The organism is Streptomyces sp. NPDC058619 (genome assembly GCF_042717785.1).
Classification (GTDB): domain Bacteria; phylum Actinomycetota; class Actinomycetes; order Streptomycetales; family Streptomycetaceae; genus Streptomyces.
Genome location: NZ_JBHXQN010000046.1, coordinates 1 through 20696, shown reverse-complemented (window position 1 = coordinate 20696; position 20696 = coordinate 1). Strand labels below are relative to the sequence as shown.

General features: G+C 75.5%; 7 protein-coding genes. All 7 read right to left on the bottom strand.

What is annotated here, in order from left to right:
- Nucleotides 1-102: 102 nt before the first annotated feature.
- Nucleotides 103-309, bottom strand: a complete 207-nt coding sequence (locus tag ACFWTC_RS30145) for an MbtH family protein (RefSeq protein WP_383930978.1) — start codon at nucleotides 307-309, stop codon at nucleotides 103-105.
- The gene (locus ACFWTC_RS30140) at nucleotides 306-7454 is read right to left on the bottom strand and encodes an amino acid adenylation domain-containing protein (protein ID WP_384029298.1); all 7149 of its coding nucleotides are present in this window, start codon (nucleotides 7452-7454) and stop codon (nucleotides 306-308) included. Before ACFWTC_RS30140 ends, ACFWTC_RS30145 begins: the two co-directional genes overlap by 4 nt.
- Before the next feature lie 316 nt (nucleotides 7455-7770).
- Nucleotides 7771-13062, bottom strand: coding sequence for a condensation domain-containing protein (locus tag ACFWTC_RS30135; RefSeq protein ID WP_384029300.1), 5292 nt, complete (start codon nucleotides 13060-13062; stop codon nucleotides 7771-7773).
- A gap of 13 nt (nucleotides 13063-13075) precedes the next feature.
- The gene (locus tag ACFWTC_RS30130; RefSeq protein ID WP_384029302.1) at nucleotides 13076-14914 is read right to left on the bottom strand and encodes an amino acid adenylation domain-containing protein; all 1839 of its coding nucleotides are present in this window, start codon (nucleotides 14912-14914) and stop codon (nucleotides 13076-13078) included.
- Nucleotides 14915-14919: 5 nt separating this feature from the next.
- Complete coding sequence (locus ACFWTC_RS30125) at nucleotides 14920-15960, bottom strand: TauD/TfdA family dioxygenase (RefSeq protein WP_384029304.1); 1041 nt, start codon at nucleotides 15958-15960, stop codon at nucleotides 14920-14922.
- Between the two features lie 51 nt (nucleotides 15961-16011).
- Complete coding sequence (locus ACFWTC_RS30120) at nucleotides 16012-16809, bottom strand: thioesterase II family protein (RefSeq protein ID WP_383930963.1); 798 nt, start codon at nucleotides 16807-16809, stop codon at nucleotides 16012-16014.
- Nucleotides 16806-20696: amino acid adenylation domain-containing protein (locus ACFWTC_RS30115; protein ID WP_384074784.1), on the bottom strand; the 3891-nt coding region annotated here is incomplete at its 5' end. The genes ACFWTC_RS30115 and ACFWTC_RS30120, both read right to left, overlap by 4 nt.

The window sequence follows — 20696 nt, the reverse complement described above, 5'->3', positions numbered from 1 at the left end:
GATGGCGGAATGAGAAAACATGCCGGACGGGCGCCGGCCGGGAATGCGGGGAAGCCGTGCCCCGACAATGCGGGACACGGCTTCCGGGTGCGGGCAGGGGGGTCAGGCGTATTGGGCGACCAGGCTCTTCGGGCGGATGTCCGTCCAGTTCAGCTCCACGTACGCGAGGGCGTCCGCGCGTGTTCCCGCACCCCAGACCGTGTCCCAGCCTGCGGGAACCTCGGCGAAGTCGGGCCACAGGGCGTGCTGCCCCTCGGCGTTGACCACGACGCGGAACGTGCCCTCGGTGTCGTCGAAAGGATTGGTCATGACAGGCTCCTCAATTTATCGGAAAGAATACGGCCGATCAGGGAAAGCGGTTCGGGTTCGCCCATTCTCGTGTGCGGGACCCCGATGAGGTGATTCTCTACGCGGCCTTCCACGTAGGGAATCCAGTGCTGCGCGAGGGTGTTCTCCGTTTCCCCGTCCTCCAGCGCCGCCAGGAAGAGCATGTCGGTGGCGACCGGACGCGGGGCGTACAGGTTCATGATTTCGGCGTGGTTGATGGAGGCGCCGATCACGGAGCGGATCTCGGCGTCCGAGAAGGCTCCGAGCACCGGGTCCTTCAGGCGCACCAGGCCGATCAGCGCGTCCACGTCGAACGGGGCGTCGGCCGGCCCTTCCGCGGCGTCGCCGACGAGCATGTCCCGCTTCTGCGCCGGGGTCATCCGGCGCCGCACCGGCTCGGTGGGCAGCAGGTGCACGTCCATCATGGCCAGCAGGTCGGTGCGTTCCCCCAGCTCCGCCAGCCGTACGGCCAGCGCGTGGGCGACCGTGCCGCCGAAGGACCAGCCCAGGAAGCGGTACGGGCCGTGCGGCTGGACCCCGCGGATCAGCGGCAGGTAGTCCGCGACCATCTCCTCGACCGACTCGGGGGAGTGGCCCAGCTCGCTCAGCGCCCGGGCCTGGATCGCGTACAGCGGCTGGTCCGGCCCCAGGTGCTGGGCCAGACCCGCGTACGGCCAGCCCACGCCCGTCCCTGGGTGCACGCAGAACAGAGGCGGCCGCGATCCGCGGGTGCTCAGCGGCAGCAGCACCCCCATCGGGTCGAAGCCGGTCGGCTCGTCGCCCAGCAGCCCCGCGACCGTCGGGGTGCGGAACAGGTCGCGCACCCCGCGCTCCAGGCCCAGGACGGTCCGCATCCGGCTGACCAGGCGCACCCCGAGCAGCGAATGCCCGCCCAGCCCGAAGAAGTTGTCGTCGATGCCGACCCCTTCAACGCCCAGCACCTCGGCGAACAGCCCGCACAGGACCTCCTCGCGCGGCGTGCGCGGGGGCCGGCCGCAGGGGCGTACGGCGACGGCGGGCGCCGGCAGCGCCCTGCGGTCCGGTTTGCCGTTCACCGTCAGCGGGATCGTGTCGAGCAGCACCGCCGCCGACGGCACCATGTGCTCCGGGAGTTCGCCCGCCGCCCAGCGCAGCAGCTCCTCGCCGGTCAGACCGTGGCCGGCGCGCGGTACGGCGTACGCCACGAGCCGCTTGCCGCCGGGGCCGTCCTCGAAGACGGCCACCGCGACCTGACCGACGCCCGGGTGCCGGGCCAGGGTCTCCTCGATCTCCCCGGGCTCGATCCGGAAGCCGCGCAGCTTGATCTGGCCGTCGGCCCGCCCGATGAAGCGCAGCTCGCCGTCCGGGGTCCAGTGCACCAGGTCGCCGGTGCGGTACATCCGGCCGCCGTCCGCACCGAACGGGTCGGCGACGAACCGCTCGGCGGTCAGCCCCGGCCGGCCGAGGTAGCCGCGCGCCACCTGGGTCCCGGCGATGTACATCTCGCCGGCCACCCCGATCGGCACCGGCCGCAGCCGCGCGTCCAGGACGTGGACCCGGGTGTTGTCCAGGGCCGCGCCCAGGTAGACGCCGGGGAGCGTGCGCTGCCCCGCCGGGATGCGCTGCTGGTGGGAGGCGAAGGTGGTCTCGGTGGGCCCGTAGGAGTGCACCAGGACCGTGTCGGGGCAGTGGTCCAGGACCCGTTGGAGGGCGCTGGGGGAGGCGACGTCACCGCCGGTCCACACCTCGTCGAGGAGCTTGAGGGTGTCCAGGCCCTCGTCCGCCATGATGTGGAAGAGGCCCATGGTGAAGTAGGCGGCGCTGACGTCGTAGGTGCGGATGGTGTGGTCGAGCTCGGCGACGTCGGTCCCGTCCCCCGGGGCGATGACCAGCCGGCCTCCGTTCAGCAGCGGCACCCACAGCTCGTACGTCGAGGCGTCGAAGCCGATCGCCGAGTGGACCAGCATCCTGCGGTGGTTGGTCCGGCTCCAGCAGCGGTCCGTGACCAGCTCCACCACGTTGCGGTGGGTGACGCCGACGCCCTTGGGCCGGCCGGTGGAGCCGGAGGTGAACATGACGTACGTCAGGGCGTCCTCGCCGACGGCGACCCCCGGATCCGAGAGGTCGGGCTGCGCCCCTCCCGTCTCCGGCGCGTCCACCGCCAGCACGCGGACCCCGGCCGCGTCCTCCCGGCGCACCGCCTCCTTGCCGAGGTGCTCCCGCTGCGTGAGCAGGACCTTCGCCGACACGTCCTCCATGATCATGCGGACCCGGGTGTCGGGCAGCCGCGGGTCCAGCGGCACGTACGCGGCCCCGCACTTGAGCACCGCGAGGAGGGACACCAGCAGCTGCGGGGTCCGGTCCATCAGGACGCCCACCGCCCCGTCCCGGCCCACGCCCGCCGCGAGCAGCCGGTGGGCGAGGGCGTTGGCCCGGCCGTCCAGCGCCGCGTAGGTCAGCGTCTCCTCCTCGTACGACACGGCGATCCGGTCCGGGGTGCGACGGGCCTGCGCGGCGAACCGCTCGTGCACCAGCCCGCACCCGGCCCGCGGCGTCGCCGTGTCGTTGTACTCGGTCACCAGGCGGAACTCCTCCTCGGCGGAGAGGAGCCGGATGTCCCCGATGCGCTGACCGGGGTCCTCGGCCACCGCCCGCAGCGTGCGCGCCAGGTGCGCGGCCAGCTGCGCGGCGGTCGCCCCGTCGTACAGGTCCGTCGCGTACTCCAGTACGCCGTCCAGCCCGGCCGGGGCCCCGTCCGCGGTCCGCGACTCGCGCAGCGACACGGTCAGGTCGAACTTGGTGAACCCCGACGCCGACCCGAGCGGGGTTCCCGCCAGGGCCGTCCCCGGGGGCGTCTGCGGCTCGGCCGGGTGGACCTGGACCACGGCCTGGACCAGCGGGTGGTGGGCGGTGGAGCGGACCGGGTTGAGCTGCTCCACGACCAGGTCGAACGGGAGGTCCTGGTGGGCGTACGCGGCGAGGTCGGTGTCCCGCACCCGCAGCAGGAGTTCGTCGAACCGGGGGTCACCGGAGGTGTCGCAGCGCAGGGCCAGGGTGTTCACGAAGAAGCCGACCAGGTCGTCCAGGGCCTCGTCGTCGCGCCCGGCGATCACCGTGCCCAGCGGCAGGTCGGTGCCGGCGCCGTGCCGGGTCAGGGTGGCCGCCAGGGCCGCCTGCACCACCATGAACAGGGTCGCACCGTGGTCCAGGGCCAGGCGCTCCAGCCGGGCGTGCGTGGCGGCGTCCAGGTCCAGCGGGGTCGCGGCGCCCCGGTGCGAGGCCTCCGCGGGCCGGGTGCGGGCGGCGGTGAGCGACAGCACCGGGGGCGCGTCGGCCAGCGTCCGCTTCCAGAAGGCGATGTGTCCGGCGGCGGCCTCGCCGTCGAGGGCCGCCCGCTCCCACAGGGTGTAGTCGGTGTACTGCACGGGCAGCGGCCGCCAGCCGGGAGCGCGGCCGTCCAGCCGGGCCCCGTAGGCGGCCGCCAGGTCGGCCAGCAGCGGCCCCGTGGACCAGCCGTCGGCGGCGATGTGGTGCACGAGCAGCACCAGCACCTGCCCGCCGTCTCCGGCTCCGGCCGGGGCGCCCGGGTCGGCAGCGCCCGGGTTCGCAGCGCCCGGGTCCCCGGCGCCGGTGGTGTCCGCGACGTCGATCAGCGCCGCCCGGAAGGGCAGTTCCGCCGCCAGGTCGAAGACGTGCCCGGCCGCCGCGTCCACGGCCGCGTCGAGCCGGTCCGGGGTGGCCGTGACCCGCTCCAGCACCGGCCGCGCCGCGTCCAGCACCCGCTGGTGCGGCTGCCCGTCCACCGCCGGGTACACGGTCCGCAGCACCTCGTGCCGGTCCGCGACGTCGCCGAGGGCCTCGGCCAGCACGGCCGGGTCCAGCGGGTGGTCCAGGCGCAGCGCGAACGGGATGGTGTAGGAACGGCTCGGGCCCTCCAGCTGGTCGACGAACCACAGCCTGCGCTGCGCGTACGACAGCGGAACCGGCTCCGGCCGCTCCGACGGCGGGACCGGGACCAGTGCGGCCCGCCCGGACGCGGCGCCGTCGCGCGTCAGCCTGACGGCCAGCCCGGCCGGAGTCGGGGCGAGGAACAGGTCGCGGATCCGAGCCTCCAAGCCGAGCACGGCCCGAATCCGGTTCACCAGACGTACGCCCATCATGGAATGGCCGCCGACCGAGAAGAAGTTGTCGTCCGGCCCCACCCGGTCGATGCCGATCACCTCGGCGAACAGGGTGCGCAGCACGTCCTCGGCCGGGGAGCGCGGGGCGGGCGGCGCGGTCGCGGCCGCCGACGCCGCGGCCTCGCGGGCCGCGACGAGGCGGGCCCGGCGCTCCGCGATCCCCGCCCGTTCCTCCTCGCTCAGCAGGGGGTCCGCGGAGGGCGGCCCGTCCGGGTTGGCCGCCGCCCGCGCGAGGGCCCGTACGAACACGTCCAGCAGCAGCTGCGCGGTGTCCCGGTCGAAGAGGTCCACCGCGTACTGCCACCACACCTCCAGCCCGCCTCCGGGCAGGGCCACGCACGCGGCGCTCAGGTCGAACTTGGCGGCCTCCAGGCCGGTTTCGGCGAAGCGCCCGGTGAGCCCGCCGCCGAGTGCGACCGCCCCGCCGTCCTCCTGCTCCTGGGCGGTCAGCATCACCTGGAAGAACGGGTTGACGGCGAGCGCGCGTTCCGGGGCCAGGTGCTCCACCAGCAGGTCGAACGGCAGTTCCTGGTGGGCGTACGCGGCCAGGTCGGCGTCCCGGGCCCGGTCCACCAGCTCCGCGTACGGGGCGTCTCCGGACACGTCGGTGCGCAGCACCAGGGTGTTCACGAAGAAGCCGACCAGGCTGTCCAGGGCCTCGTCCCCGCGCCCCGCGACCGGGGTGCCGATCGCGATGTCCGTCCCGGCGCCGACGGCGGCCAGCGCCTGCGCGAGAGCAGGCTGGAGCACCATCAGCAGGCTGGCCCCGCGCTCCTCGCCGAGGGCGGCGAGCCGGCGGAACACGTCCGGGTCCAGCGTGGCGGTCAGGCTGTCCCCCCGCCCGGTCGGCTCGGCGGGCCGCGGCCGGTCGGCGGGCAGGTCCAGTACGGTCGGCATCCCCTCCAGGGCCGCCCGCCAGTGGTCGAGCGGGGCGTCCGGACGTTCCAGGAGCTCGTGCTGCCACAGGGTGTAGTCGGCGTACTGGACCGGCAGCGGCTCCCAGTCGGGTGCGCCGCCGGCCAGCCGGGCCTCGTACGCCTCGCCCAGGTCGCGCAGCAGCGGGCCCACCGACCAGCCGTCGGTGGCGATGTGGTGGGTCAGCAGCGCGAGGGTGGCGCTCCCGTCCCCGGTCGTGAACAGCCGGGCGCGGAGGGGGAGGTGAGCGGAGAGGTCGAAGGTGCCCGCGGTGAACTCGGCCACGAGGGAATCGAGTTCGGCGGGGAGGCACTGCCGGACCGGCAGCGGGACCGGGGGCGCCTCCAGGACGTGCTGGTACGGTTCCGCGTCCACGGCCGGGTACACGGTGCGCAGCACCTCGTGCCGGTCCACGACGTCGGCGAGGGCGGCGGCCAGTGCGGCCCGGTCCGGGACCGCGTCCAGACGCAGGACGAGCGGCAGGTTGTAGGTGGTCGACGGGCCCTCCAGCCCGGCCAGGAACCACAGCCGGCGCTGCGCGAAGGACAGCGGGATGCGGTCCTCGGCCGGCAGCACCGTCCCGTCGAAGACCGCCTCGGCGGCGGCCTCCCGAACGGGGGCGCGCAGCAGCTTGCGGTCGATCTTGCCGGAGGAGGTGCGGGGCAGCGCGGCCAGCAGCGTCACCGTGGACGGGACGGCGGCGGCGGGCAGTTCGGCCCGGGCCCGGGCCCGCAGCTCATCGGCTCCGACCCCGTCGTCGGCGACCACGAAGGCGGCCAGCCGCTTCGTCCCGTCCGGGGTCTCCTGGGGCACCACGGCCGCCTCGCGGACCCCGGGGTGTGCGGTGAGCACGGACTCCACCGAGGCGGGGTCCACCCGGTGGCCGTTGATCTTGACCTCGTCGTCGGCGCGCCCCCGGAAGCCGAGCTGCCCGTCGGGCCGTACGAACACCACGTCGCCGGTCCGGTACGCGCGCTCCGGGCCCAGTGCCGAGAAGCGCCGCCCGGTCAGCTCGGGGCGCCCGAGGTAGCCCAGGGCCAGGCCCCCGCCGAGCAGCCAGAGTTCGCCGTCGACCACGGCCGCCCGCACCCCCGGCAGCGGCTCGCCGATGGGCACCGGGCCGCCGGGGTGCCGGGACAGGTCGGCGACGGTCGCGACGACGGTGGCCTCGGTCGGCCCGTACGTGTTCAGCAGCCGCACCCGGTCGGGGTCCACGGTCCGGCACCACTGCGCCACCCGCTCCGGCAGCGCGGCCTCGCCGCCGATGACCACCGTGCGCACCGCGTAAGGGAGTTCGGCGACGCCGGCGGAGAGCGCGTGCGCCAGCTCGTGCCAGTAGGCGGTGGGCAGGTCCAGTACGGTCACCCCGTGCGCGGCGCATCCCGCCAGCAGGCCGGGCACGTCCAGCATCTCCTCGTCGCGCAGGACCAGCGCGGCGCCGGCGCCCAGGGTCAGGAAGACCTCCTCGACGCTCGCGTCGAAGTGCAGGGGCGCGAACTGCAGGACCCGGTCCTCGGCCGTGATCCCGTAGCGGACGGTAGCGCCGGCCGTGAAGTGGGCGAGCGCGTCCTGCCCGACGGCCACGCCGTTCGGGGTGCCGGTGGACCCGGAGGTGTAGATGACGTACGCCGTGTCCTGCGGCACACCCGGCCCGGGCAGTACGAACTCCCCGGCCACCGGCCGTACGTCCGTTCCGGCGCAGTCGGCGAGGATCGCCGCCGTACGTGAGGCCGGCGCGCCCGGGTCCAGCGGCAGGTAGGCGGCGCCGGTCCGCAGGGCGGCCAGCAGCCCCACGACCGCGTCGATCCCGCGCGGCCGGTACACGGCCACCAGCCGTCCGGGGCCCGCCCCCTCGGCCGCCAGCTCCTCGGCGCGGAACGCGACGGCGAGGGCCAGCTGGCCGTAGGTCATCCTCCGCTCGCCGTCGACCAGCGCGGTCCGCTCGGGACCGGCGGCGACCCGGGCGTCGATCCGGTCGAGCACGCGGGGCGCCGGGGTGATCGCCGGGCCGCCGTCCAGGACGGCGGAGGCGGTGGGGGCGGTCGAGGGCATCGCGGGGCCTCCAGGCGAGGGGTGGGGTGCGGAGGGGACTCCGTGACCCACACGCTAGGCACCCGGCCCGGCACCGGTCGGCAGTCCCCGCGGCAGCTTCCGCCGGACCCGGCTGCCGCCGTCGGCTGCCGCCGACGGGCGAGGCGGGCCCACAGGGGCCGGGCGCGAGCCGGCGCCGAACCCCGTCCGCAGACGCGGGAAGGCCGTCCGCCCCGCTGTGACGCGGGGCGGACGGCCTCCGGCCCGGCAGGTCCCGGTGGTACCCGGCACGACCCGTTGGTACCGGGCACGACCGGCAGGGCCTGGCGGCGGCCTCCTACGGCTGGCGGACCCGGGAGCCCGCGCGCGTACGGCGGCGCAGTGCCGGGGGAGGCGTCGGCGGCGTCGGGGCCGCCGAGGCCAGGAGCGCCGCCAGCCGGGCCGGGGTCGGGTGGCGGAACACCTCGCGCAGGGTGAGCTCGCGGCCCAGCTCCGCCTTGACCCGGTTCACCAGCCGTACCGCCAGCAGCGAATGCCCGCCGGACTTGAAGAAGTTGTCGTCCGGGCCGAGCCGCCCCCGCTCCAGCACCTCCGCGAACAGCCGCAGCACGGCCGCCGCCAACGCGTCGTCCCCACGGGAGCCGGCGACGGAGGCCTCGGGCAGGGCTCCGGGCTGCGGAGCGGACGGCGCTCCCGACAGCAGGCGCACCGACGACGGGACCGCGTACTCCGGCAGCCGCTCGGCCGCCCACTCCTGCAGGGCCGCCACCCCGGCCTCCCCGGCCACCGTCGGCCGGTTCAGCACCTCGGCGACCAGCCGGCCGTCCACCACCCGGGCCCGGGCCCGGCCCACCGCCGGGTGCTCCGCCAGGACCGCCGCGACGTGGTCGAGGTCGATCCGGTAGCCGCCGACGACCGGCCGCCCGCCCCGCCGGTCGGCGGGCGCCGGCAGGTCCCCGATCTGCTGCCCCGGGTCGGCGGCGAACAGTTCCAGCGCCGCGACCAGGAGCCCGGCCAGCCGCTGCGCACCGGCCTCCCCGTACAGGTCGGTGGCGTACTCCAGCACCCCGGACAGGCCGCCGTCCGCGAGCTCCGTCAGGGCGAACGTCAGGTCCGCCTTCGCCGTGTCCGACCCGTACGGGAGCTCCGTACCCGCCAGCGGCCCCCCGGAGGCCCCGGGTCCGCCCGCCGGGTTCACCTGGAGCATCACCTGCACCAGCGGGTGGTGGGCCGCGGACCGGTGCGGGTTGAGGTGCTCCACCAGGCGGTCGAACGGCAGGTCCTGGTGGGCGTACGCCGCCAGGTCGGCCTCCCGGACCCTTCCCACCAGCTCCTCGAACGTCGGGTCCCCGCCCGTGTCGGTGCGCAGGACCAGGGTGTTCACGAAGAAGCCCACCAGCCCCGACAGGGCGTCGTCGTCCCGCCCGGCCACCGTGGTGCCGAGCGCGAGGTCCGTGCCCGCGCCGAGCCGCGTCAGGGCCGCGGCCAGCGCCGCCTGCACCACCATGAACAGGGTGGCCCCCTGCGCGTGCGCGATCCGGACCAGGCGCCGGTGCGCGTCCGGGGACACCGTGAACCCCGTCAGCGCGCCGCGCCCCGAGGGCTCGGCCGGCCGGTGCCGGTCCGTCGGCAGGTCGATCAGGGGCGCCAGCCCCGTCAGCGTCCGCTGCCAGAAGTCCAGTTCCGGCCCGGCTCCGGCGAGCAGCTCGCGCTGCCACAGCGTGTAGTCGGCGTACTGCACCGGCAGCGGCTGCCAGCCGGGCGCGCGCCCGGCCCGCCGAGCCCCGTACGCCTCGGACAGATCGGCGAGCAGGGTCCCGGTGGACCAGCCGTCGGCCGCGATGTGGTGCAGCAGCAGGACCAGCGTCTGCGGGCCCCCGCCGACCGGCAGGAACAGCCAGGCCCGCAGCGGCAGGTCCCGCGTCAGGTCGAAGACGTGCCGGGCGGCCTCGTCCACGGCCGCCGCCACGTCGTCCGGGCGCGCCAGCTCCAGCTGCGGCCGGGCCCGCTCCAGCACCCGCTGGTACGGTTCGCCGCCCTCGGTCCCGTACACCGTGCGCAGCACCTCGTGCCGCTCCACGACGTCCGCCAGCGCCTCGGTGAGCGCCGCCGGGTCCAGCGGCCGGTCCAGCCGCCGCACCAGCGCGATGTTGTAGGTGGGGGAGGGCCCCTCCAGCTGGTCCACGAACCACAGCCGGCGCTGCGCGTACGACACCGGCAGCCGCTCGGGCCGCTGCGGCGCGGCCGTCAGCGCGGGACGGGAGTCCGCGGAGGCCGTCCCCAGCCGCCGGTGCAGGGCCGTCGCCGTCGGGGCCAGGAACAGGTCCCGGATGCCGGCCTCCACGCCGAGCACGCTCCGGATCCGGTTGACGAGCTTGCTGGCCAGCAGCGAATGCCCGCCGGACTTGAAGAAGTTGGCGTCGGCGGCCATCCGCTCCCGCCCCAGCGCCTGTGCGAACAGCCCGCACAGGATCTCCTCGCGCGGTGAGAGCCCGGCCGCGGCGGACCCCGACGGCGCCTGCGCCGCCGCCGCGGCGGCTCCCGCGGCCGCGAGGCGCTCGCGGCGCTCCCGGCGCCGGGCCAGCGCCTGCTCCTGCGGCCCCGTCACCAGAACCAGTTCGCCCAGCCGGGCCTCGGGGGAGTCCGCGAAGGCGCGCAGCGCCCGTACGTACACCTCCAGCAGCAGCCGCGCCGTCTCCCCGTCGAACAGGTCCTCGGCGTACTGCACGTGCACGTCCAGCCCGTCCGGACCGCCGTCCGCGTCCCGCCGCTCCGCGCAGTGGAAGCTGAGGTCGAACTTCGCGGCGCCCAGGTCCGTGCTGGTGGCCCGCCCGGGGATGCCGCCGAGGCGCATCCGGTCGTCGGCCGCCTCCTGCACGGTCAGCATCACCTGGAAGAACGGGTGCTCGCCCAGTGCCCGCCCCGGTTCGGCGAGCTTCTCCACGAGGACGTCGAAGGGCAGGTCCTGGTGGTCGAAGGCCGCCAGGTCGGCGTCCCGCACCCGTTCGACGAGCGCCCCGACCGCCGGGTCGCCGGACAGGTCGGTGCGCAGCACGAGGGAGTTGACGAAGCAGCCCACGAGATCGTGCAGGTCCTGGTCGGGCCGGCCCGCCACCGGGGTGCCGATGGCCAGGTCCTGCCCGGCGCCGGTCGCCGACAGGGCCGCGGACAGGGCCGCCCGCGCCACCATGAACAGGCTGGCGCGCCGGCCGCGGGCCAGCCCGAGCAGCGCCCGGTGCGCGCCCGCGTCGAGGTCCGCCGACACCGTCACCGCCCGCCCCGAGGGCTCGGCCGGACGCGGCCGGTCCGCTGGCAGCGCTGTCCGGGCCGGCAGCCCCTCCAGCGCCGTCCGCCAGAACCCGAGCAGCCGGTCCGGGTCGGCCAGCAGGTCGCGCTGCCACAGGGCGTAGTCGGCGTACTGCACCGGCAGCGCCCGCCACTGCGGCGCGCGGCCCGCGCACCGGGCCGCGTACGCCTCGTCCAGGTCCCGCAGCAGCGGCGCGATCGACCAGCCGTCGGTCGCGATGTGGTGCACCAGCAGCGTCAGGACGCAGCCGCGGTCACCCGGCAGGAACAACCGGGCCCGCAGCGGCGGCCGCGCGGCGAGGTCGAAGGGCTCCCGGGCGAATCCGGCGACCAGCGACTCCAGCGTGTCCGGGGTGCACGGCTCCACCTCCAGCGGTTCCCCGGCCGCGGGCAGCACCCGCTGGTACGGCTCGCCGCCCTCGGCCCCGTACACCGTGCGCAGCACCTCGTGCCGCTCCCGTACGTCGGCCAGCGCGGCCGCCAGCGCCGCCCGGTCCGGCTCCCGCTCCAGCCGCAGCACCAGGGGGGCGTTGTAGGTGGCCGACGGACCCTCGATCCGGTCGAGAAGCCACAGGGCCCGCTGCGCCGCCGACAGCGGCAGCCGCCCGGGCCGCTCCGCCGCGGGTGCCAGCGCCGGCCGGGCCGTCGCCGCGCCGCCCGGTGCGGCGGCGAGGCGACGGTGCAGGGCGGTCGGCGTCGGGGCCAGGAACAGGTCGCGCATGCCCAGCTCCAGCCCGAGCGCGCCCCGGATCCGGTTGACGAGCTTGCCGGCCAGCAGAGAATGCCCGCCCGACTTGAAGAAGTTGGCGTCCGGGGCGAGCGTCTCGCGGTTCAGCACCTCCGCGAACAGCCCGCACAGGATCTCCTCGCGCGGCGACAGGACGTCCCGCCGGACGGGCCCGGCGGCCGCCGTGGCGGTCCCGGTCCCGGCCGGCACGGCCGCGCGGCGCCCGGCCAGCCCGCGCGCCTCCTCCGCGGTCACCAGTGCGAGCTCCCCGAGCCGCCGCTCCGGGCCGCCGGCGAAACCCGCCAGGGCCCGTACGTACACCTCCAGCAGGAGCCGCGCCGTCGCCTCGTCGAAGAGGTCCACCGCGTACTGGAGGGCGATGTCGATCCCGTCCGGGCGCCCCTGCGCGGTGTGCCGTTCTGCGCAGTACCAGGTCAGGTCGAACTTGGCGGCGTCCAGCCCCACGTCCGCGAGCCGGCCGGCGATCCCGCCGCCCAGCTCCACCGGCGCGGCCGGCCCGCCGCCCGCGTCCACGGTCAGCATCACCTGGAAGAACGGGTGGTGCCCCAGGGCCCGCTCCGGCGCGAGCCGCTCCACCAGCAGGTCGAAGGGGAGCTCCTGGTTCTCGTACGCCGCGAGGTCCGCCTCCCGCACCCGGTCCAGCAGCTCCCCGACCGCCGGGTCGCCCGACAGGTCGGTGCGCAGCGCCAGGGAGTTGACGAAGAACCCGACCAGGTCGTACAGGTCCTCGTCGGGCCGGCCCGCGACCGGCGCCCCGATCACCACGTCCTCGCCGGCCCCGGCGGCGGACAGCGCCGCCGCCAGCGCGGCCCGGGCCGCCATCGTCAGGCTCGCCCGGTGTCCCCGGGCCAGGGCGAGCAGCCCGCCGTGGGCCGCCGCGTCCAGCCGGGCCGTCACGGTGGCGCCCCGGCCGGAGGGCTCCGCCGGGCGCGGCCGGTCGGCGGGCAGGGCGATCAGGGCGGGGGCCCCCGCCAGGACGCCCCGCCAGTGCTCGGTCTGCTCGTACGCCAGGCTCTCCGGGTCGGCGGGGTCGCCCAGCAGCTCGTGCTGCCACACGCCGTAGTCCGCGTACTGGACCGGCAGCGGCTCCTGCTCCGGGGCCCGGCCCGCCAGCCGGGCCGTGTACGCCCGGGACAGGTCGCGCAGCAGGGGGCGTACGGACCAGCCGTCGGTGGCGACGTGGTGGATCAGCAGTACCAGTACCGAGGTCCCGTCACCCAGGAGCAGCAGCCGGGCCCGCAGGGGCGGCTCGGCGGTGATGTCGATCGCCTGCCGGGTGAACGCGGCCACGGCCGCCTCCACTTCGCCCGGCGCGCACACCGCGCTGGTCAGCCCGGGAACGGCGGCCGCGGCCAGCACCCGCTGGTACGGCTCGGCGTCGGGCCCGGCCGGCAGGACGGTGCGCAGCACCTCGTGCCGCTCCACCACGTCGGCCAGCGCCTCGCGGAGGGCCCCGGCGTCGGGCTTCCCGTCCAGGTGCAGGACCACGGGGGCGTTGTACGCGGCCGACGGGCCGTGCAGCCGGCCCAGGAACCACAGCCGGCGCTGGGCGAACGACAACGGGATCTCGGTCATGTCCGTGACGGTCCTAACTGTCCTGGCGCGCTGCGGCCGCGTCGGCGGCCGCCGCGACGAGCGTGTCGAGGTGGGCGGCGAGGTCCCGCAGGCGGGGGTGGGCGTAGACGGCCTTCACCGGGAGCGCGACGCCGAGTTCGGCCCGGACCCGGGACACGAGCTTGATCGCGAGGAGCGAATGCCCGCCCAGCTTGAAGAAGTTGTCGTCGGGCCCGATGCGCGAGGCGCCGAGCACCGCTGCCCACACGCCCGCGATCAGCTCCTGCGAGCGGGTCAGGCCCTCGGCCGCGGCGGCGGGCACCGGGGCGGCGGCGGCCGGGGCGGGCAGCGCCGCCCGGTCCAGCTTGCCGTTGGTGGTCGTCGGGAAGCGGTCCAGGGCCACGAAGGCCGCCGGGAGCATGTAGGCGGGCAGCGCCGCTCCGAGGTGCTCGCGCAGCGCGCCCTCGGTGACCGGGCCGTCCGCCGCCCGGTAGTACCCCACCAGCCCCGGAGCCCCGTGCACCTCGTCGAGCAGCAGCACGGCCGCCTCCGCGACCCCCGCGACCGCGGTCATCGCGGCCTCGATCTCCGGGAGTTCGATGCGGTGCCCGCGCAGCTTGACCTGCCCGTCGGCCCGGCCCAGGTAGCCCAGCCGGCCGCCCGGCAGCAGCCGCACCAGGTCGCCGGTGCGGTACATCCGGCCGCCGTACGAGGCCCCCTCGCCGGAGTCGGCGGTGAACCGCTCCGCCGTCAGCGCGGGCCGCCGCCGGTAGCCGCGGCCGACGCGCGAGCCCGCCAGGTACAGCTCGCCGCCCTCGCCCTCGCCGACCGGGTTCAGCTTCTCGTCCAGCACCCGCATCCGCAGGCCCGGCAGCACACTGCCGATGTGGGGGGCGTCGGCCCCGTCGATCCAGCCGGCCGTGGAGTCCACGGTGCACTCGGTGGGCCCGTACAGGTTCACCGTACGCAGCACCCCCTGCGCGCCCTTCTCGGCGAGGCGGGCCCAGAGCGCCGGGGCGACGGCCTCGCCGCCGATGAGGAGGGTCAGCGGGCGGGGCCCGCCGTCGGCGGTGAGCAGGTCCAGCAGCGGGTCGGCGTGCGAGGGGGTGATGTCGAGGTCGGTCAGCGCGTGCTCGTCCACGAGCCGGGCCAGCAGGGCCGGGTCGGCGCGGGTCTCCTCGTCGATCATCACGAGGGTGTCGCCGCGGCAGACGCGCACCCACTGCTGGACGGAGGCGTCGAAGGACGGGGAGGCGTTCCAGCCGACCCGCCCGCCGTCGGTGACGGCGATGCCCGCGCCCTCCAGCTCGGCGAGCAGCGCCGAGGCGGCGGCCCGGCCGATCTCCACGCCCTTGGGGCGTCCGGTGGAGCCGGAGGTGTAGATGACGTAGGCGAGCGTGTCGCCCCGGACGGCCACGGGCGTGTAGGCGGGGTCGGGACCCTCGCCCGGCGCGGTGAGTTCGGCCACCGCGAGGTGTGCGACGCCCGCGGCGAGCGGCCCGGCGTCCGGGCCGGCCGTGACGACCAGGTCGGCGCCGGAGTCCTCGACCAGGTAGCGGCGCCGCTCGGCGGGCAGCTTCGGGTCCACCGGCAGGTACGCGGCGCCCGCCGTCAGGGTGCCGATCAGCGCGGCCACCAGGTCGGCGCCGCGCGGCAGGGCGAGCGCGACCACGCTCTCCGGGCCGATGCCGCGAGCCGCGAGGCGGGCGGCGATCCGCATGGCCTCGGCGCGCAGGGCGCCGAAGCTGAGCTCGCGGTCGCCCGCGACGACGGCGGTGCGGCCGGCGGGGGCCAGCGCGAGGCGCGCCAGCAGGTCCGCGGCGGGGCGCGGGGTCTCCTCGGTGCGGGAACGCTCGGGAAGTACGGCGGTCATGGTGCTCACTCCCCGGCGAACGCGGTGGTGGACGGCTGGGTGGCGGGGGCGCAGTCGGCCAGCGCGACCGGATCCCCCATGGCGACGAGGATCTTGCGGTCGCCCTTGTAGGCCTCGCGGCCGTGGGCGCACAGGATGTTGTCGACGATCATCAGGTCGCCCTGCTGCCAGGTCTCGCGCACCGTGACCCGGTCGTAGACGGCGTTGACCGCGTCGACCTCGGCGTCGGTGAGCGCGGTGCCGTCGCCCAGGTAGGTGTTGAAGGGGAGCCCGTCCTCGCCGTAGGTCTCCAGCAGCACCTCCCGGATGTCCGGGTCGAGGGTGCGGCTGTTCCAGAAGGCGAAGTGGTTGAACCAGCTCTGCTCGCCGGTCACGGGGTGCGTCACGATCGCCGACCGGCGCTGCCGGGTGATCATCGAGTCGTCCTCGTCGACCCACTCGTACCCGACCGTGTTCTCCTCGCAGTACGCCTCCGCCACCGCCTTCTCCTCGGTCGCGAACGTCTTGTACCAGGGCAGACCGGCCAGCTCCGAGTAGTTGCGCACGAGCAGCCAGCCGACCCGCGCGAACCGCTCGACCAGCTCCGGCGGCAGCAGGCGCAGCGCCTCGCGCATGTCGCCGACGGTGGTGGCGCCGCCCTCCTCGGGCGCGGTCACGCAGCCGAACAGCAGCACGCCGGGGAAGTCGAGGGTGTAGCTGTTCTCGTTGTGGAGCCGGATCGGCTGGACCGCCGGCAGGTCGGTGGAGGAGAAGACGCCCTCGCCGAAGTCGGTGCGCGGGGTGGCCTTCTCCTTGTACCCGGCGCGCCGCTGGATCAGCGCGTCGCGGGCGGCGCCGAAGGAGGAGGCGTCCGACACGGGCAGCCCGCGGAGCAGGACGGCGCCGGAGCGGTGCATCTCGGCCTGGATGTCGGCGCGGTGGGCGTTCAGCCAGGCGACGGCCGTCTCCAGGTCGGCGCCGGCCGGGGTCTGGACGACGACCGGCTTGCCGGCTTCGCGGATCGGGCTGATGCCGGTGTCGGTGGGGGCGTCTGCGAACGTGGTCATGGCAAGGTCCTCAAAGGGGTGCGGAGGCGGGGCGGGAGAGGGTCGGGCGGGTCAGGCGGCGGCGCGGGCCGGCAGGTGCCCGCCGACGAGCGGCGCGAGCACGGCGAAGAACTCGGGCAGCTGCTGCTGGAAGTAGAAGTGGCCGCCCGGCAGGACGTACGAGGCGAAGGGCCGGTCGGTGATCCGGGCCCAGCGGCCCAGCGTCTCGGCGGGGGCGACCGGGTCGGCGTCCCCGCCGATCACCGTCACGGGGCAGTCCACGCGGGCCGCGGACTGCTCGCAGCGGTACACGTCGTCGATGGCGAAGTCGGCGCGGATCGACGGGATGATGATCTCCCGCAGTTCGGGCTCGTCGAGGATCCCGTCGTCGGTGCCGCCGCGCTCCTTGATGGCGGCGACCAGCTCGTCGTCGTCCAGCCGCTCGGGGTGGACCGCGCACGGGTTGGCCAGGAACGGCGCCCGGCAGGCCGAGGCGACCAGGGCCCGCGGGGTCCGGCCGGCCGCCTCCAGGGCCCGTACCACCTCGAAGGCGACGAGCGAGCCCATGCTGTGTCCGAGGACCACCAGGTCGTCGGTGGTTCCGGCGGGCAGGGACGCCACGACCGGGCCGGCCAGGTCGCCGATCGTGCGGGGCAGGTCCTCGGCGAAGCGGGCACCGCGGCCCGGGTACTGGCCGATGAGCAGCCGCACGTCGGAGGGCAGGTGCGCGCGCCACTCGGCGTACGCGTGCGCGTTGCCGCCCGCGTGCGGCAGGACCAGCAGCGAGGTGCGCTGCGGGCCGTCGCCCGGAAGGTCCCACACCACGTCGTCGGGCGCGGGGGTGAAGTCCGGGTAGGTGTCGTTGCTCATGAGGAACTCCGTTCCTGGTCGGGGGTGCGGCGGCGCAGCGCGGGCCGGGCCCGCCGGGGCGCCACCGGCTCGGACCGCCGCAGGCCCTCGATGTGCTGGGCGAGGGTGGCGGGGGTGGGGTGCTGGAAGACGTCGCGGAGGGTGAGGGTGACGCCGAGGGTGGCGCCGATCCGGTTGGTGAGGCGGGCGGCGAGCAGGGAGTGGCCGCCGAGGTCGAAGAAGCCGTCGTCGATGGAGAGCGGCTCCGTCGTGTTCAGGGCCTCGGCGAAGTACGCGAGGACCGACGCCTCCAGCTCGGTCCGCGGGCCGCGCCCGCCGACGGTCGCCGCGGCCTGCGGGACGGGCAGCGCCCGCTTGTCGATCTTCCCGTTGGGGGTCAGCGGCAGCCGGTCGAGCAGGACCACGAAGGCCGGGACCATGTGGTCGGGCAGCAGCGTGCGCAACCAGAGACGGACGTCCTGCGCGGAGAGGTCCGGCGCGGTGGAGACGAGGTAGGCCGTCAGCTGGGGCGTGTTGTGGTGGTCGGGATGAGTCGAGAGGGTGGCCTGCGTGATGTCCGGGTGGGTGGTGAGGACGGTCTCGATCTCGGTGGGTTCGATGCGGAAGCCGCGGATCTTGATCTGGCTGTCGGTGCGGCCGGTGTAGTGGAGGTTGCCCTCGGTGTCCCAGTGGGCCTGGTCGCCGGTGCGGTAGAGGCGCGAGCCGGGCTCGCCGTACGGATTGGGGACGAAGTGCGATGCGGTGGTGCCGGGTTGGGCGAGGTAGCCGTGGGCGAGCCCGTCGCCGGTGAGGTAGAGCTCGCCGGTGGTCCCGGGCGGGGCGGGGCGCAGCCGCTCGTCGAGGACGTAGGCGTGCTTGTTGGTGAGGGGGCGCCCGATGGAGACGGTGGCGGACGGCCGGTCCGAGACCGGGATGGGGTGGGTGGTGGTGAATCCCATGGACTCGGCGGGGCCGTAGCCGTTGGTGACGGCGAGGTCCGGATAGAGGGTGTGGAGGCGGTGGACGTGGGTGGGGGAGGCGGGTTCGCCGCCCGTGTAGACGATCCGCGTGGTGGTGAAGGACTCCGGGTGCTCGTCGGTCAGGAAGTTGAACAGGCTCGACGACAACTGGAGCATCGTGACGCCCCACCGCGGGGACAGTGCGGCGATGAGTGCGGGTTCGGGTCGCTGTCCGGGTTGCAGGACGGTGGTGCCGCCGTGGAGGAGGGCTCCCCAGAATTCGAGGCTGAAGGCGTCCCAGGAGACGGGGGAGCACTGGAGGAACACCTCGCCCGGGCCGAAGTCGGCGTAGGTCTGGGCGGTGACGGTGGAGACCAGGTTGCGGTGCGAGGACAGGATGCCCTTGGGGCGTCCGGTGGAGCCGGAGGTGAACATCACGCATGCCACGTCCGCCGGCGTCAGGCCGATGTCCGGACTCCCGGAGTCCTGCCGGCCGATGGCCTCGCGGTCGGCGTCGACCAGCACGGCCGTCCAGGGGCCGCTCACCCGGTCCCCGTGCCGGGCGTCCGTGACGAGGACGCCGACCGCCGCGTCCCGCGCGGTCCCGGTGAGGCGTTCGTCGGGGAACTCGGGGTCGAGGAGGGCGTAGCCGGCGCCGGTCTTGACGACGGCGAGGAGGGCGACGGCGAAGTCCGTGCCGCGGTCCAGCAGGATGCCGGCCAGGTCTCCGCGGCCCAGGCCCTGTCCGGCGAGGTGGTGGGCGAGCCGGTTGGCGCGGGAGTCCAGTTCCCCGTACGAGAGTTCCTGGTCGCCGAAGACGAGGGCGCGGGCGTCCGGGCGGAGGCGGACCTGCTCCTCGAACCGGTCGACGAGGGTCGCCCCGCCGATGTCCGTCCGCGTGCCGGTCCACTCCTCCAGCACCTGGCGCCGCTCGGCCTCACCCAGCAACTCCAGCTCGGAGAGCGGTACGTCGGGAGCGGCGACCACGTGCTCCAGGGCACGCCGCAGCATCGCCGTCAACCGCTCGACCGTCGACGGCTCGTACAGGTCGGAGCTGTACAGCACCGCACCCGTCAGCGGCCCGTCCGGCTCGGCCCGCAGCAGGAACTCCAGGTCGAACTTGACGGCCCCCGTCGCCAGCGGCTCCGCGGCCCCGGCCCGCAGGCCCGCCAGGTCCGGCGCCACCGCCGGCCCCGACTCCAGTGCCAGGCAGACCTGGAACAGGGGGTGACGGGCCAGCGAGCGGGTCGGGCTGACGGCCTCCAGCACCAGGTCGAACGGCACCTCCTGATGGGCGAAGGCGTCCAGGTCGGCGGCCCGCACCCGGGCCAGGAGCTCGCGGAACGCGGGATCGCCCGAGGTGTCGGTCCGCAGCACGAGGGTGTTGACGAAGAACCCCACCAGCCCGGACAGCGCCTCGTCCGAACGCCCCGCGACCGGCGAGCCGAGGGGGATGTCCGTCCCCGCACCCAGCCGGGTCAACAGGGCGGCCAGCGCCGCCTGGAGCACCATGAACGGGGTGCACCGCTCGACGCGCGCCAACTCCACGATCCGCTTGTGCAGTTCCGGGCCGAAGTCGACGTGCACCGCCCCGCCCCGCTGCCCCGACACCGCGGGCCTGGGCCGGTCGTGGACCAGTCCCAGCTCCTCCGGCAGCCCCGCCAGGGCGGTCTTCCAGTAGGCGAGCTGGTCCTCCAGGGCCCCGCCGTCGGCCAGCGCGGCCCGCTGCCACAGCGCGTAGTCGGTGTAGTCCGCGGACAGCGGGGCCCAGTCGGGGGCGTGGCCCGCCAGCCGGGCCGCGTAGGCGGTGGACAGGTCGTCGAAGAGCGGCCGCAGCGACTGCCCGTCGGTCGCGATGTGGTGCAGCAGGACGAGCAGGGTGGACTCCGCCTCCCCGGTCCGCACCAGCGTCACCCGCAGCGGGTGCTCCGCGGCCAGGTCGAACGGGTGCCGGGCGGCCGCCAGCAGCTCGGCCTCCCGCTCCGAGGGAGCGACCGTACGGACCTCGAAGACCGGCTCGCCGGCCGGGTCGACGACCTGCCGCGGCTCGCCGTCCACGGTGGTGAACCGGGTCCGCAGCGGCTCGTGCCGGCCCACCAGATCGGCGAAGGCGGCGCGCAGCGCCCCGACGTCCGCAACCCCGTGCAGCGGGACGGCCATCGGCACGTTGTACGAGGTGCCCCGGTCCTGGAGCCCGGACACCAGCCAGAGGCGCTGCTGGGCGAAGGAGAGCGGCGGCCGCTCGGGCCGCACCGCGGCCCGGGTGAGCGGCGGGAGCACGGGACGGCCCGACGCGGCGCCGATCTGCCGCGCCAGCGCGGCCGGCGTGGGGTGCTGGAAGACGTCGCGGAGGGTGAGGGTGACGCCGAGGGTGGCGCCGATGCGGTTGGCCAGGCGGGCGGCGAGCAGGGAGTGACCGCCGTGGTCGAAGAAGCTGTCGTCGACGGACAGCGGTACGGGGGACTCCAGGACCTCGCCGACCAGCGTCCGTACGATCTCCTCCAGCTCGGTCCGCGGCTGGCGGCCCCCGGTGGTCAGCGGTGCTTCGGCGGCGGGCAGGGCCCGCTTGTCGATCTTCCCGTTGGCCGTCAGCGGCAGCCGGTCCAGGACGGCGAACCGCGCGGGCACCATGTGCTCGGGCAGGTGCTCGCGCAGCCAGCTCCGCAGGGCGGCGGGGGCTAGGCCGGGGCCGGGGGTCAGGGTGACGTAGGCCGTCAGGTCGGTGGCGTGGACGAGGGTGGCGCGGGCGACCCGGGGGTGGGTGGTGAGGACGGTCTCGATCTCGGTGGGTTCGATGCGGAAGCCGCGGATCTTGATCTGGCTGTCGGTGCGGCCGGTGTAGTGGAGGTTCCCGTCGGTGTCCCAGTGGGCCTGGTCGCCGGTGCGGTAGAGGCGCGAGCCGGGCTCGCCGTACGGATTGGGGACGAAGTGCGATGCGGTGGTGCCGGG